This is a genomic window from Nonomuraea sp. NPDC003709 (genome assembly GCF_040610775.1).
Classification (GTDB): domain Bacteria; phylum Actinomycetota; class Actinomycetes; order Streptosporangiales; family Streptosporangiaceae; genus Nonomuraea; species Nonomuraea angiospora_A.
Genome location: NZ_JBEXMW010000064.1, coordinates 1 through 14,788, shown reverse-complemented (window position 1 = coordinate 14,788; position 14,788 = coordinate 1). Strand labels below are relative to the sequence as shown.

The following is a 14,788-nucleotide window of genomic DNA, read 5'->3' as shown; positions in this document are numbered from 1 at the left end:
GCCGGGCCCCGAGCGGGGCCCGGCGTCCTGCCTGGTCACCACCCCGCGAGCCCCAACTGCTTGGCCTGCTTCTCGACATCCTTGTCGTACTGGGCCGCCCCCTCGCCGGCCGGCGTCAGCCCGGAGCCGACCGCGACGGTGATCTGCTCAAGCGACGGACCCTTCACCGGGGACAGGAACTCCAGCGCGGGCGAGGTGGAACCCTTGTCGATGTACGCCTGCACGTCCTTGGCGACCTGGATGGCGTTGTCGGGCAGTTTGGCCCCCTTCACCCGGTACGGTCCCGTCGGCTGCACCACCTTGCTGATGGCCTCAGCGGCGGCAGGCGAAGCGACGAAGGCCGCGAACTTCTTGGCCGCCTCCAGGTTCTTGGTGCTCTTGGGGATGTAGATGGCCGGTGGCTCCCACACGGTGGCGCCGTTCTTGGCGGCGTCGGTGCCGGGGACGCCGAAGAAGCCGATGTCCGTTGCGGCCTGCGGGCTCGTGGCCAGCACCGGCGGCAGGATCGCGGTGAGCATCGGATAGTGCGCGCCTTCGCCTTCGGCGAGCATCTTCAGCCCCTGGTCCAGGGTGGCCGAGCCGAAGCCCTTGTTGAGGTAGCCCTTGACGTCGGCCAGGTGCTGGAAGCTCGCCAGCGCCGCCGGCGTGGTGGCGAACTTGGCCTTGCCCGCGGTGTAGTCGGCGGCGAAGTTCGGGACCGCGGCCTGGACGTTGTAGAAGTCGGCCAGGACGAACAGCTGCGAGGTCCAGGTGTCCTTGAACGTCGAGATCACCGGCGTGATCCCGGCCGCCTTGATCTTCTCGTTGTTGGCCATGAACTCCGCCCAGGTCGTGGGCACCTTCAGGCCGAGCTTGTCGTAGACCTTGCGGTTGTAGAGGATGCCGCCGCCGGACGCGGCGGTGGCCGGCACGCCGTACACGTGATCCCCTTGGGTCACCACCCGCAGGTAGTCCGGCTGGACGTTCGCCACCACCGGGTCCCCGGTGAGATCGACCAGGCTCTGGGCCGGGTTGAGCGCCTGGAGCAGCGACCCGGAGTTGTACCAGAACACGTCCGTCATCTCGCCGGTCGACAGGCGCGTCTTGACGATGTTGTCGCCCTCGCTGCCGCCCGGCTGGTTCTCGATCTTGACCTTGATCTTGAGGTTGGCCTGCATGAAGGCATCGGCCAGCGCCTTGGACGTGTCCACGGTCGACTGGTCGCTGCCTGTCATGAAGGAGAGGGTGACGGTGCCGTCGGCGGCGGGCTCCGAGCCGGAACCGCAGGAGGTCAGAGCCGCCAGCGCCAGGACGGCCGTAGCCGTCGCGAGCGTGCGGTGGGAGGTCTTCACACACCCCTCCAGGGTTATTGAATCGTTTTAAGCGACTCCCCGATGCGGTTAACGTAGGCGTTACGTGAAGGAAGTGTCAAGACATGTTTTGGGTAACGGTACCCAGCTTTTTCCCAGGTTGAATCGCTGCGATCGTGTCTAAATCGGTAACGGTTTCTGCGGCGGGCAGCGTGAGACCCTACTTGGGCAGCCGGAAGCTCAGCTGACGGACTCTCCCGGCGCGGCCGTGGAACCGCGGACGACCAGGCTCGGGGTGACCGAGAAGCGCACGGGCGTCATGCGGCCTTCGATGCGTTCCAACAGGAGCTTGCCCGCGGCCCGGCCCATCTCGGCGCCGTCCTGATCGACGCTGGTCAGCGCGATGTTGGGCAGGGCGGCCAGGTGGATGTTGTCGTAACCCGCGACCGAGACGTCCGCCGGGACGGCCAGGCCGGCCTCGTGGACCGCGGCGAGCGCGCCGAGCGCCGCCTGGTCGGCTCCGGCGAAGATCGCCGTCGGCTGGGTCGAACAGCTCAGCAGCTCGCGAGCCCCCTCGTAGCCGCCCTGCTCGTGGTAGAAGCTGGTCGCGATGGCGATCTCGTCGCCGAGCCCGTGCTCGCGCATCACGCGTTCGTAGGTCGCCGACCGGATGTTGTGCAGCAGGTCGGCCGGCCGCGCCTGGCTGTCGTCCTGGTGCGTGATGTGCGCGATGCGGCGGTGGCCCAGCTCGATGAGGTGTTTCACGACGAGTTCGGCGCCCGCTTCGTCGTCGTCGAACACCGAGTCGTAGTACGACGAGCGCTCGTGCCGGGCGAGCACCACGGTCGGCTTCTCCTTGGCCACTTCCTCCAGGCGCGCTTTCGAGGCGAGCGGGGCGACCATGATGATGCCGTCCACCTGGCGGTCCATGAGGGCGTCGACCGCCCGGATCTCGACCTTGCGGGTGGCGCCGCCCTGGATCATGAACGCCTGGTAGTCGGTGTTCTCCAGATATTCGGTGAGGCCGTCGAGGATGTCGGCGAAGAACGGGTTCCTGATGTGCGGCAGGACGAGTCCGATGGTGAAGGTGCGCCCGCGCATGCCGCGGGCCACCGCCTGCGGCCGGTAGCCGAGCTCCTGGATGGCCGCCTTGACCCGGTCTTTCATGGCCGGGCTGACGCCGTAGGCGTTGCGGATCACCTTGGACACCGCTGTGACGGAGACCTGAGCGTGAGTCGCCACATCGGCGATGGTCACTCGTCGTCGACCAGGCGCGGCCATGGAACTCCCATTCCCGAGACGTGGTCCGATTCTACGAGCTCAGAGCATTGCTCCAGGTGGGCGTCGGCCAGGCCTCAGGTCGGACCGAGATCCGCCGTCACGTACGGTCCACGACCGGTGAGGTCTTCCGTCACCCCCGGGCGCCCTCGCGGTCGGCCGGTGGAGCGGTGCTCTCCCGGACCGTGAGGGTGGTGGCCAGCTCGAGCCCGGCCTGCGGCGTCTCCTCCCCGCGCCCCAGGGCGAGCGCCAGCTCGGTGGCGGCCGCGGCCATCTCGGTGAGTGGTTGGCGGACGGTGGTCAGCGGCGGATCGACCAGGGCGGCGATGGGCAGGTCGTCGAAGCCGACCACGCTCAGGTCCGCCGGGATCCGCAGCCCCATCGTCCGCGCGGCCTGGTAGACGCCGATCGCCTGCAGGTCGTTGCAGGCGAAGATCGCCGTGGGCCGCTCCGGTCGGTTCAGCAGCTCGAGCGCGGCGGCGCGGCCGTCCTCGGTGGTGAGCAGGGTGCGTACGACGAGGTCGGCCTCCACCGGGAGGCCGGCGGACTCCCGGGCGGAGCGGTAGCCGTCGAGCCTGGCCTGGCAGTAGAGGGTCCGGTCGGGGCCGCCGATCATCGCGATGCGGCGGTGTCCCAGCTCGATCAGGTGGCGGGTGGCCGACCGCCCGCCGGACCAGTTCGTCGCTCCGACGAAAGGGACGTCGTCCGGCAGCTCGGTGGCGGGGTCGAAGACCACGAACGGGATGCCTTTGGCGCGCAGCTGGTTGCGCTGCTCGGCCGACAGCTGGGCCACCGTCACCACGCAGGCGGGGCGGCGGGCCAGGGTGTCCTCGCTCGGATAGTGGACCGCGTTGCGCTCCGGGCCGAACTCCGTCAGCACGACGGCCACGCGGTGCTCGCGGGCCACCCGCTCCACCCCGCGGATGATCTCGGTTCCCCACATGTGCTCGAGCTCGTCGAAGACGAGCTCCATCATGTTGCTGCGGTTGGTCCTGCGGTATCCGTACTCGCTGATCAGCGCCTCGACGCGGGCACGCGTGTCGGCGGACACGCCGGAACGGCCGTTGATGACCTTGGAGACCGTGGGGATCGACACTCCGGCGGTCTCCGCGATGTAGGAGATCGTCACCGGTCTGGACGAATCGCCTCGCGAGGCTTCCCGGTCAGCCACCGGTTCGCCCGACTCGGCGTGTGACAACCTGGCTCCCCTCCTCATCGGCCCCGTCCGGTCGCCCGTCGTGGGCCCCGTTCACGGCGCAAGGATAACCTGCCCCGGCCCTGTGTCGTGATCAAGAGGCTCGTAGTCGAACCAGTCGAACCGCACCGTGCCGGACGCGGCGTACATGCCGATCACCCGGCCGGTGAAGCCACCGGCCACCTCCGTCGACAGGTACCGGCCGTCGATCTCGGCCAGCGGGTGCTCCGGCCGCGCGGCGGCGGCTCGGAGACCACCGAGTGGTCAGGTCAGCCGGCGGAGCAGGCGGACCCGTTGAGCGCGAAGCCGGTGGGGTTCGCGTCGTTGCTGGTCCAGGTGCCCTGGAACCCGAACGACTGGGAGCCGCCCGCCGGTATGGCGCCGTTGTACGACGCGTTGGTGGCCGTCACCGCCGCGCCGCTCTGCGTCACGCTCGCGTTCCAGGCGGTGGTCACCTTGGTGTCGCCGGGGAACGTGAAGGTCAGCCGCCATCCGTCGACCGCGCTGCCGCCGGTGTTCCTGATCGTCACGCTCGCGGTGAGCCCGCCCTGCCACTCGTTCTTGGTGTAGTCGACCCGGCAGGCGCCGGTCCCGCCGCCGCTTCCCGCGCGCAACTGGACGACCACGACGGAGTAGGCGGGCACGGTCTGTACGGCGGCGCTCCCGGTGGAGGCCGAGCCGATCGACGAGGCGTTCTTCAGGTACGAGTACACGGTCGGCGTCGCCGAGGACGGGGTGAAGCCGCTGTAGGAGAGGGTGACCGTCGTGGCGTTGTTCGGATCCTTGTTGATCAGCATGACGCTCACGTCGCCGTTGGCGCGCTTGACGGCGTGCGTGGACAGCATCGCGGTGGAGGAGGTCGTCCGCACCAGCGCGTCGCCGGAGGCGCCGAGCTTGGTCATCATCTGGATGCCGTAGTACGGCGGGAACGGCGTGTTGGCGGCCGGTTCGCAGGACGCCCCGCTGGACACCACGCCGCCGTCGTTGTAGTCCGTCGCGCCCTGGATGGTGGTGACCTTGCTGCAGTCGGTGCCGTTGCGCAGGTTCCACCAGTCGATGTTGAACGCGCCGTTCTCCATCCAGGTCAGGTAGACGTCCGGTGCGTACAGGCCGGACGGCGAGGTGTTCAACGCGTAGTTGGAGCTGTCCTCGGTGACGGCGATGCCGACGTTGGGGGCGTTGCCGCCCGCGTACTGGTTGATCAGTGCGCGCAGCGCGCTCGTCATGCTCGGGACCTCGGCCTGCGGCTTGGTCACGAGCTCGGCCTCGTTGGCGCTGTTCGGGTAGTGGTGCACGATCACGAAGTCGATCCGCGAGCCGGCGATGGACATGACGGTGCGGTTCCAGTCCATCGTGTCGCCGGGGCCGACGACGCCGTCCGGCCAGTTGCCCGGCGTCGTCAGGACCGCGCCGATCTTGATCGTGGGGTCGACCGCCTTCATCGCGGTGATGTAGTCGAGCAGGTTGGTGGCGTACGTGGCGGGGCTCTTGCTGGCGTGCTTGTCCGTCTCCCATTCGGCACCGTAGTGGCCGTTGCCGTACATCTCGTTGCCGATCTCCCAGTACTTGATGCCGTAGCCCTTGGTGACGTTGGCGTACCGCACCCAGTCGGCGGCCTCCTGCGCCGTGCCCGAGCCGTAGTTCGCGGTGACGATCGGCTGCGCGCCGGCCGCACGGGACGTGGCCACGTACGCGTCGAACCCGGTGTTGGGCGCCACGTACCCGCCGCCCTCGACCGTGTGCGTCTGCCAGTGGTAGCCGTCGGCGTAGCTGCCGCCCGGGTACCGGACGGCCTTGACACCCGCGTCCTTCAGCAGCGTGGATGTCACCGGATCGTTCATCCGCCCGTCCCACACGGCGACGTTCATGCCGACGCCGGCGGCGGGGATGGTGGCCAGCGTCTGACCGGCGTCGACCGAGACGGTGGCGGTCGTGGCGGCGGCCGCCGGCAGGGTGGGGAGCGGGGATAAGCCGGCGGTGACCGCGACCGTGGCTCCGGCCAGAGCGATCAGACGGGTGACGCGTCTCCTCATGGACCCTCTCATGAGCCCTCCTGGGGCGAGAAAGTTTTCCGAGATTTGGTGAGATAATTTCTCGGCGGAGAGTATTAAGCGTTAACCATGACGTCAACGGGCGCCGGCCATGGAGGGCAGGAGTCCAGCTTTACCGCTGGATGAGGTCGGCACCCTGATTGAAACTTTCAGCGACAGAATGCCGAAAAGTTTCCGCCAGCAGGATGAGCGCGCGCCACGCCTACACGCTTGATCCAGTACGAGGGACAACCGGCCTGCATGATGTAGCTTAGAGTAACTAGATCATCACTCTGAGTGAAAAGGCGGTGTTGTCATGAACGCCCTGGCGTCGCTTCTTAATGCGCTGTTGCATCAGGTGCAGCAGCTCCTCGCGAGCCTGCACGTGGGCTGACGGACGAGGGGCGATCGGCTCCAGCCGAACGTACGGCTGGAGCCGATCGCCACCAGGCGAGGCCCTCCAGTTCCACCGCATGACAATCTTCGTCTTCGGGATGTAGATATCGGCGTGCATTCTTGTCAATGGCAACGGGATGCGCGGAAAACCTCGGTTTCCCGTCCCCCAAGATGACGGCGGTCTCCGTGCCGCTTCGCTCGATGAAACAAGCCACCGGCCGGACGAACTTCTTGCTGTGGTCAGGCAGAACACCTCGTAGAGTGGATGGCGTGGGCAGGATCGCCGGCCCGCACAGGCAGGGCGCACGCAAGCCGGGCGCGCCGCAGATCGATTACGCGGCGCTGTTCGCCGCCACGCCGAGCCCGTGCCTCGTACTGGATCCGGGCCTGATGATCGTCGACGTGAACCGCGCCTACCTGCGCGCGACCGGCCGTACGGCCGAGGATCTGATCGGGCGGCACATCTTCGACGCTTTCCCCGACAACCCTGACGACCCCTGCGCAGAGGGCGTGAAGAACCTGCGCGCCTCGCTGCACCGGGTGCTGGCCTACCGGGAAGCGGACACGATGGTGTTGCAGAAGTACGACATCCCGCTCGCCGACCACCCCGGAGCGTTCGAGGAGCGCTGGTGGTCCCCGATCAACACCCCCGTCCTGGCGCCGGACGGGACGGTGTCGTGGATCCTGCACCGGGTGGAGGACGTGACGGAGTTCGTCCACTCCTGCTCCGCTCAGCAGCCCGCCGTCCGCCTTTCGGCGGGGCAGGAGGAGTCGATGGAGGCCGAGCTGTACGCACGGGCGCAGGAGTTGCAGCGGCTGAACGAGGAGCTGCGCCATGCTCACGCCCGCGAACGTCAGGTCGCGCTCACGTTGCAGGAGGCCATGCTCCACTCCCCCGACCTGGACCTCCACCCCGACGACATCGCGGTGCGCTACCTGCCCGCCGTCGGAACGCTGAACGTCTGCGGCGATTGGTACGACGTCGTCGATCTGCCGGACGGCTGTTTCGCCGTCGCGGTCGGCGACGTCGTGGGCCAGGGTCTGGAGGCCGCGACGGTCATGGGAATGCTCCGCAGCGCGCTCAGCGCGGCGATCCGCGCGGTCAAGGAGCCGGGCCCGGCGCTGGAGGTGGTCGGTCTGTACGCCCGTTCCCTCGAGGGTGCGCTGGCCACCACGGCGGTCCAGGCCGTGATCGACACCGCGGGCTGCCGCATCACCTACAGCAGCGCCGGGCATCTGCCGCCCGTCCTGCTCCACTCGGACGGCTCCTGCGCGCTGCTGGACCAGGCCACCGACCCTCCCCTGGGCGCCCGCCCCGACCACGTCACCCGCCCTCAGACCGAGCTCCCCTACACCGCGGGAGACACCCTCGTCCTGTACACCGACGGCCTCATCGAGCGCCGCGGGGAGGACATCGACGTCGGCTTGGCGCGTCTGACCGCCGCGCTGGCCCGGTGCAGCCGGCTGACCCCCGATTGCCTCGCCGACTTCGCCCTGAGCTCCCTGGGCATCAGCAGCGGCGCAGGCGACGACGTCGCCCTGCTGGTCACCCGGCTGTGAAACCCGGGTACGTCAGGCCGAGACGGCCCGGACCGCCTCGCGGATCAGGTCGGCCACGTCCTTGGGACGCGACACCGCGACGGCGTGCGAGGCCCCCTCGACCTCGACGACGGTCGCGCCCGCCCGCTTGGCGCCGAACCGCTGGACCTCGAGGTTGATCGCCTGGTCTGCGGTGGCGATGAGGGCCCAGGAGGGCTTGGTCCTCCAGGCCGCCGTGGCCGCGGTCTCGGTGAACGCCCCCGCGGCCAGCGGCCGCTGCGCCACCGCGAGAATCGTGGTGACCTCGGCGGGGACGTCCGCGGCGAAGATCTCCGGGAACGCCTCGGGGCAATCGTGACCTCGACCGCCGGGTCGGCGCCCTCGACCGGGTAGGCCGACTGCCGCAGGTTGGCGCCCAGCGGCGACTCCGGGAAACGCCCCTGCAGTTCGCCGAGGCTCTCGTCGTCCTCGAGCACGTACGCGGCGACGTAGACGAGGCCGACGACGTTGGCGGTCGCGCCGGCCACGGTGATGATCGCGCCGCCGTAGGAATGGCCGACCAGCACGACGGGGCCGTCGATCTGGGCGGCCACCGAGGCGATGTAGGCCGCGTCGGAGGCCAGGCCACGCAGCGGGTTGGGCGGGGCCACCACGGGAACGCCGTGCTCCTGCAGTTCGGCGATCACGCCGGTCCAGCCGGCGGCGTCGGCGAACGCGCCGTGCACGAGAACGACCGTGGGAGTGGTGCTGTCCGTCATGGGGAGGGCTCCTTGATCAGGGGTGGGCTGTCCGGGGCGCTCAAGGGCGCAGCGCGTCGCGGAGGAACTCGCCGCCCTGCTGGGTGGCCGCCTTCGCCGCGTACGTGTCGCGCATCGCGTTGACCATGACGAAGTCGTGGATGATCCCCTGGTAGCGCACGGCCGTGGTCGGCACGCCGGCGGCGCGCAGCTTGGCGGCGTACGCCTCCCCCTCGTCGCGGAGCACGTCGGCCTCTGCCACGATGACCAGCGCCGGCGGCAGCCCGGCGAGCTCGTCCAGGCTCGCGCGCAGCGGCGACGCGGTGATCTCCGCCCGCTGGGCGGGGTCGGTCGTGTACTGGTCCCAGAACCACTTCATGCCGTCGCGGCTGAGGAAGTAGCCGGTGGCGAACTGATCGTAGGAGCCGGTGTCGAAGGCGGCGTCGGTGACCGGGTAGAACAGCAGCTGCGCGGCCAGCTTCGGCCCGTTGCGCCGCTTGGCCAGGATGGTGGTGGCCGCGGTCATGTTGCCGCCGACCGAGTCGCCGGCCACCGCGATGCGGGCCGGGTCGAGGTCATGCTCGGCCCCGTGCTCGGAGCTCCACTGGAGCGCGGCGTAGATCTCCTCGATCGCGGTGGGGTACTTCGCCTCCGGGGAGAGGCTGTAGTTCACGAAGACCGTCGCGGCCTGGGCCCGTACGGTGAGCTCGCGGACGAGCCGGTCGTGGGTGTGGGCATTGCCGAACACCCAGCCGGCGCCGTGGACGTACAGGATCACGGGCAGGGTGCCCTGGGCGCCGGCCGGCCGGAAGATCCGGATGGAGACCTCGCCCGACGGGCCGCCGGGGACGGTGAGGTCCTCGATGTCGGCGTCCGGCACGGGGACGTCACCGTCCTGGACGCCGTCGACGGCGGACCGGCGGCGACCATCGGCTCATCCATGGTGTGTCCCCCGTCGTACCAATGCAGGTGACCTTATTCTGCCAGTTACTGATGGTTTGGGCGATTTGCCGACATTCGCCGTCCCGTCGCCCGCTAATGACACGGGGAGGACCATCAGGCCACCGCCGAACCCGGCGCGACCTGGAAGACAGCAAACGTTTACGGTCCCGCCATTCAAGATCATCCGAATGGTCGCCGATGATCTTTACGTTTGCGGCGTTTGTGCGGTTCTCTCACCTACGTGGAAGGACATCCATGCGCATTTCCGCTCGGGCATTCGTCGTCACCTTAGCGACGGCCCTGGCACTCAGCAGCGCGACCGTGGCCGGCACCCCGGCCATCGCGCAGGAAGACCCCGCCCTGGCAGCCCTCAGCCAGGTGGTGCCCGAGATCGTCGAAGAGGCGCGGACGACCCCGCCCACCGAGATCCCGGACGGCGACGTCCAGCGGCCCTTCGCCATCGCGACGGACCCCGACCGTACGCTGGTCGCGACCGTCAGCGAGACCGACATCGGCATCGGCCTGCCGGAGGCCGACGGCGCCGGCAGCCAGCCGCTGCCCGGCCTGGTCACCTACGCCGCCAAGCAGCCCGGCGTGGCCTTCGCCCACCAGCGCACCGGCCAGATCGCCCGCGCGCTGACCATCATCAAGGACGCCTCGGCGCCGACCGAGTACCGTTTCCCGATCTCCGCCCCCGAGGGCAGCATGCTGGAGGTCGAGGAGGACGACGGCACCGTCCTGATCTACAACAACGACTTCTACCTCGCCGAGATCGACCTGCCCTGGGCCAAGGACGCCAACGGCAACCCGGTGCCGACCTCGTACCGGGTGGAGGGCATGACGCTCATCCAGACGGTCGAGCACGCGGGCGCCGCCTACCCCGTGGTCGCCGACCCCGCGCTCAAGCTGCAGTGCGAGTGGTGGAAGGCCATGTGCCGGCTGATCTTCTCGAAGAAGCTCACCAAGAAGATCTACAACGCCTGGTTCGTGGCCGGCGTCGCCGGCGCCATCGAGGCGCTGAAGGGCTCCTGCGACAAGCTCAAGGGCAAGGCCAAGCTGATCTGCAAGGTCGCCTACACGACGGGCGGCGCCTCGGCCATCTACAAGGTCCGGGACGCGGCCAGGAAGAACCAGTGCTTCGCGATCCGGTTCCAGGCTCCGGGCATCGTCTGGTACGAGGTCCGCAAGAAGAGCTGCCAGAGCAAGTAGCCCCCGCACCATCCCGACGCCCCCGCCCGAACCGGCGGGGGCGTCGCCCTGCGCGCACCTCCCGGTTCGCGGTGGCTCACTGGAACGAGAGGGAGTCGATGGCGATGGTGCCGTTCCCGCCGTACCAGAAGCCCATCGCGAGTTGCCCGGGAGACACGCGCCTGATCCCCCACTGAATCTCCGGCCGGCAGAACGTCGGCTATCACCAGCCCACGCGTTTCTCTCCGGATTCAATTCTTCCGTCTGAATGCATTCATCAGCACCACCGTTCTCGGCGCATTCGCGCCCTGCCCGCACTTCCTCCGGAGCGACTGCGGCGTCCCGCGATCGTGCAGGTGGCGGGGCCATCACGGCCGTCCGTGCCCACCCGCCCCCATGGAAATTCCGAACTGCCGGCCGATTGTCCTGCGCCGCCATCTGACTGACTGCTTGACACCATCGCCATCCATATTTAAGGTCACGTTGACCAGGCGGCTTGAAACGTTTTTATCGATGTCAGGCGCCTGGCGGCGAAGCGCGGCCGCCATCTCCCCACCCCCCATCAAACGGGAGAAATCATGCGTACCAGAAAAGCGCCAACGCTCCTCACCGCAACGGCCACCCACAGCGCCTCGACGGACGGCATCACCGACTGGGCACCCCCACGGAGAATCCCATGACAACAGCCCCCACCACGGCGCCACGCCCGCTCAAGGGACGACGTCGTCGGTTCGCCCGCATCGTCGCCACGCTCGCCATCCTGTCGGCCGGCGCAGGGGCCGGCATCGTGCTCGGCCCGCCCCCGGCGTCCGCCGCCGCCTGCGGAGAGGGCACCTTCCAGTCGCAGGTGACCGTCAGCGGCAGCACCTGGACCGCCCGCAACAGCGCCGGCGGCAGCGTCTACACCGGCACCGACTTCCGGGCGGCGGTCCAGGCCGGCATCGGCAGTCTCACAGCCGGGCGCACCTCGATCCAGCGGGTCGCCGTGCGCGGCAACGGCACGATGAGCGCCGGCAGCCGGATCTCGCTGCCGAGCTACACCTCCCTGTCGGTCTGCGGCACGATCAACGTAACCGGCTCCGGTTCCGGCGACTACGCGCCGATCTATTCCCGCGGCACCGCGAACATCGAGGTCCCGTACCTCAACGTCACCGGCACCCCGATCTATGGCATCTTCCTGCGCAACGTCACGAACGTCTGGCTCGGCCAGATCGACATGCGGCTCGGCGCGGGCCTCGGCGTACGCATCGACAACCGCGGCGACACCAGCCAGTGGACCCGTAACGTCCGGGTCGACACCGTGTACGTGCAAGGCGCCAGTTCGCACGCGATGGAGACCTACGGCGTCGACGGTCTCACCGTCGGCACCGTGACAGCACGCAACGTCGGCGAATCCGGCCTGCTGCTCAACCAGACCATCAACGCGACGGTCGGCACCGTCGACGCCGACAACGCGGGCGCCGGCACCGGGTACGCGGCCTTCCGCATGGCCAACCGCAACGGCCGGGTCGGCAGCGCCTACCCGAACAACATTCGAGTCGGCACCGTCAAGGCACGCGGCGGTGGCCGGGGCATCTTCTGCGTCTCGGAGAGCGGCGGCGCCACTATCGACCGGGTCGACATCGCCAACACCGGCAACAACTCGGTGCTGGTGGAGAACTGCTACAACGTCGTCATCGCCGGAGTGTCGGGCACGGTCAGCGGCGGCGGCGAGGTCCGGATCGCGGCCCGTACGGAGTTCGCTCCGTCGTCGGGCATCAGGTTCCAGAACCTGACGGTCACCAACACCGCCATCAGGTGGAGCCCCTGCACCGGCAGCAACAACACGATCAGCAACGTGACCCGTGTCAACTCGACGCTGACCTGGTGCTGACTCATCCGCCGCGGCTGTCGGCGCAATTCCCCTCGCTCTCGGACTGGCAGGAGAGACCATGCGAAAGGTCCACTTCTTCATCGTCTCCGTTCTGATGCTGTCCCTGTCGCTGGTCGTCCCGAGCGCCGCTTCGGCCGCGGTGATCGGCCCGGCCGGGTGCAGCGCCCGCGTCGGCACGGCGGCCGCCGCCGCGACGACCGTCTGGATGGCCGGCGACTCGACCATGGCAAACCCCAGCGCCACCTGCCCCGTGGGCTGGGCCACCGAATTCGACTCGCTGTTCCACAGCAACATCGTGGTCAACAACCTCGCCGTCGCCGGGCGCAGCATCCAGACCTGGCTCTACGAGGGCAACGTGACATCCACCATCGGCTCGAACGGCGAGTGCGTGCTCAGCTCCACCACCTACTCGTCCCGATGGCAGCAGGTGCTCACCGGCATGAAGGCCGGTGACTACCTGTTCATCCAGTTCGGCATCAACGACGGCTCGACGACCTGCCCGCGACACGTCGGCACCGCGCGCTACCAGGAGCTGATGACGGCGATGGCGCAGGCGGCGCTGGCCCGCGGCGCCCACCCGGTCCTGCTCACCGCCGTCGCCGCCATCACCTGCTCGGGCAGCACCGCGGTGAAGAACCGCGGCTTCGTCACCCAGACCAACGCCGCCGGCGCCGCCACCGGCTCCCCGGTCATCGACCTGCAGACCCTCAGCGTCGACTACTACAACTCCCTGGGCCTGTGCCCCAACAACGGCGACTACACCTCCGGGCCGCTCGGACAGTTCTTCTGCAACGACCACACCCACTTCGAGGCGTACGGCGCCCGGCGGATCGCCCGGCTGGTGACCGGCGCGCTCCGGACACAGAAGATTCCGCTCGCCGATTCCCTCCTGTAGCACCCGCAGGCCGTCTCGTCGCCGGTGGCCCTGGCGTCCGTGATCACCGGGGCCGCCCATCGGGTCGCGCGCAGGCTCGCCAAGATCGTGTATTTCAACGCCTTCGTCCCGGCTCGCGGCGTGCCGTTCGTCGACGAGAACCAGGACTACGCCGCCATCCTGCGGGCGGCCATCGACGCCTCGCCCGACGGCAGCGTATCCGTCACGTTCGAGCAGGTCCCGATGCTGGTGCCGGAGCTGCCCGAGGCGGCGCAGCGGCTGTTCCACGAGCTTCTCGTGCCGCAGCCGGGCGCGTACTTCCTGCAGGCGCTCGACGTGGACGACGTGACGACGCTGGGGTTGCCGGCGGCGTACGTCCTCAGCGAGAACGACCTGGCCCTGGCCCGGCCGGGCGACGAGCTGGCCGCCCGGATCGGCCTGACGCCGTTGATGGTGCCCGGCGGTCACCAGTCCATGCTGAGCACCCCGACGAGGTCGCCGAGGCGCTGCTCAAGTGCTGATCGGTGGTGCACGGGCGGTAACGCCCCAGTGCTCTCCGCCGCGCCGGCCAGTGCGGCCTGGCGTGGCGGTGGCCCCAGACTGGCCGCGGCCACGATCCGGCGGAGAGCGCCTTCCCCGGTGCTCTCATCGTGGCTGCGGCGTTTTCATGGTTGCCGTGAAAACCTTGACGAACGATCACTTCCGATTCATAGTGAGCCCGTCAACCCACAAAGCTGCGCACCTCCGGGGGTCGCCCAGCGCATAAAATGTTAACGCTAACATATAATCATATTGCAGCCCAGGAGCCATGCGATGGCTCCTTTGATCAATAGCTCACCCGCGGAAACTCCAGCATTCGCGGTGCCCCCCGAGAAAGGCAGAGGTTCATCATGATCGTCGGGTCCGGATTACGGCACGTGAAAAAGGCGATGCTGTCCGCCGGGGCAGCCGTCGCGCTCGCCGGCGGCCTGCTGGCCGGCATCCCCGCCCCGTCGCAGGCCGCCGCATCGCAGTCGTGCGACATCTACGCCGCGGGCGGCACGCCGTGCGTGGCGGCGCACAGCACGACCCGCGCCCTGTACGCCGCCTACAACGGCTCGCTCTACCAGGTACGGCGCTCCTCGGACAACGCCACCCAGAACATCGGCGTGCTCAGCGCGGGCGGGTACGCCAACGCCGCGGCACAGGATTCCTTCTGCGCCCGTACGACGTGTGTGATCACCGTCATCTACGACCAGTCAGGACGCGGCAACAACCTGACCCAGGCGCCTCCCGGCGGCTTCTCCGGCCCGGCCCCGGGCGGGTACGACAACCTCGCCGTGGCGACGGCGGCGCCCACCATGGTCGGCGGGCACAAGGCGTACGGCGTGTTCGTGGCCCCCGGCACCGGCTACCGCAACAACAACACCAACGGCGTGGCCAGGGGAGACCAGCCGGAAGGCATGTA

Annotated in this window: 12 protein-coding genes and 2 pseudogenes; 6 read left to right on the top strand and 8 right to left on the bottom strand. The window is 68.8% G+C overall.

Translation table 11 applies throughout. From position 1 onward, the window contains the following. Positions 1 to 35: 35 nt before the first annotated feature. From ABZX61_RS65340 to ABZX61_RS65315, 6 genes are all read right to left on the bottom strand, one after another. Entirely contained in the window at positions 36 to 1,331 is a 1,296-nt protein-coding gene (locus ABZX61_RS65340; protein WP_355213127.1) for an extracellular solute-binding protein, read from the bottom strand. Between the two features lie 198 nt (positions 1,332 to 1,529). Further along, a complete protein-coding gene (locus ABZX61_RS65335) occupies positions 1,530 to 2,531 on the bottom strand; it encodes a LacI family DNA-binding transcriptional regulator (protein ID WP_355213125.1) in 1,002 nt (333 codons plus the stop codon). Positions 2,532 to 2,700: 169 nt separating this feature from the next. Next, positions 2,701 to 3,696, bottom strand: a complete 996-nt coding sequence (locus tag ABZX61_RS65330; RefSeq protein WP_355213123.1) for a LacI family DNA-binding transcriptional regulator — start codon at positions 3,694 to 3,696, stop codon at positions 2,701 to 2,703. 120 nt (positions 3,697 to 3,816) lie between these two features. Beyond that, positions 3,817 to 3,972: a hypothetical protein gene (locus ABZX61_RS65325; RefSeq protein ID WP_355213129.1), complete on the bottom strand. Its 156-nt coding sequence runs from the start codon at positions 3,970 to 3,972 to the stop codon at positions 3,817 to 3,819. A 59-nt stretch (positions 3,973 to 4,031) separates the two neighbouring features. Further along, positions 4,032 to 5,795, bottom strand: a complete 1,764-nt coding sequence (locus ABZX61_RS65320; RefSeq protein WP_355213121.1) for a cellulose binding domain-containing protein — start codon at positions 5,793 to 5,795, stop codon at positions 4,032 to 4,034. A 277-nt stretch (positions 5,796 to 6,072) separates the two neighbouring features. Then, entirely contained in the window at positions 6,073 to 6,306 is a 234-nt protein-coding gene (locus tag ABZX61_RS65315) for a hypothetical protein (RefSeq protein WP_350743142.1), read from the bottom strand. A gap of 152 nt (positions 6,307 to 6,458) precedes the next feature. On the opposite strand from ABZX61_RS65315, the gene ABZX61_RS65310 reads away from it, so the two are divergent. Then, entirely contained in the window at positions 6,459 to 7,748 is a 1,290-nt protein-coding gene (locus ABZX61_RS65310) for a SpoIIE family protein phosphatase (RefSeq protein ID WP_355213119.1), read from the top strand. A 12-nt stretch (positions 7,749 to 7,760) separates the two neighbouring features. On the opposite strand, the pseudogene ABZX61_RS65305 reads toward ABZX61_RS65310, so the two are convergent. Together ABZX61_RS65305 and ABZX61_RS65300 are read right to left on the bottom strand one after the other, a co-directional pair. After that, positions 7,761 to 8,485 (bottom strand): annotated as a pseudogene (locus tag ABZX61_RS65305) (alpha/beta hydrolase). A gap of 40 nt (positions 8,486 to 8,525) precedes the next feature. Further along, positions 8,526 to 9,374 (bottom strand): annotated as a pseudogene (locus ABZX61_RS65300) (alpha/beta hydrolase); the annotation flags it as partial. 287 nt (positions 9,375 to 9,661) lie between these two features. Between ABZX61_RS65300 and ABZX61_RS65295 the strand changes: the two are divergent. From ABZX61_RS65295 to ABZX61_RS65275, 5 genes are all read left to right on the top strand, one after another. Next, positions 9,662 to 10,615, top strand: coding sequence for a hypothetical protein (locus ABZX61_RS65295; protein WP_355213117.1), 954 nt, complete (start codon positions 9,662 to 9,664; stop codon positions 10,613 to 10,615). A 655-nt stretch (positions 10,616 to 11,270) separates the two neighbouring features. Further along, on the top strand, positions 11,271 to 12,467 hold the full coding sequence (locus tag ABZX61_RS65290) for a hypothetical protein (protein WP_355213115.1): 1,197 nt from the start codon (positions 11,271 to 11,273) through the stop codon (positions 12,465 to 12,467). A 58-nt stretch (positions 12,468 to 12,525) separates the two neighbouring features. Continuing rightward, a complete protein-coding gene (locus ABZX61_RS65285; protein ID WP_355213113.1) occupies positions 12,526 to 13,362 on the top strand; it encodes an SGNH/GDSL hydrolase family protein in 837 nt (278 codons plus the stop codon). 39 nt (positions 13,363 to 13,401) lie between these two features. Continuing rightward, positions 13,402 to 14,115, top strand: a complete 714-nt coding sequence (locus ABZX61_RS65280) for a hypothetical protein (RefSeq protein WP_355213111.1) — start codon at positions 13,402 to 13,404, stop codon at positions 14,113 to 14,115. A 116-nt stretch (positions 14,116 to 14,231) separates the two neighbouring features. Beyond that, positions 14,232 to 14,788 (top strand): arabinofuranosidase catalytic domain-containing protein (locus tag ABZX61_RS65275; protein ID WP_355213109.1); only part of this gene is annotated, 557 nt, incomplete at its 3' end.

Bases quoted from the DNA above. Each gene is read 5' to 3' on its own strand.
- ABZX61_RS65290 (WP_355213115.1), top strand. From the start codon at position 11,271: ATGACAACAGCCCCCACCACGGCGCCACGCCCGCTCAAGGGACGACGT.
- ABZX61_RS65320 (WP_355213121.1), bottom strand. From the start codon at position 5,795: ATGAGGAGACGCGTCACCCGTCTGATCGCTCTGGCCGGAGCCACGGTC.
- ABZX61_RS65295 (WP_355213117.1), top strand. From the start codon at position 9,662: ATGCGCATTTCCGCTCGGGCATTCGTCGTCACCTTAGCGACGGCCCTG.
- ABZX61_RS65285 (WP_355213113.1), top strand. From the start codon at position 12,526: ATGCGAAAGGTCCACTTCTTCATCGTCTCCGTTCTGATGCTGTCCCTG.
- ABZX61_RS65315 (WP_350743142.1), bottom strand. From the start codon at position 6,306: ATGCACGCCGATATCTACATCCCGAAGACGAAGATTGTCATGCGGTGG.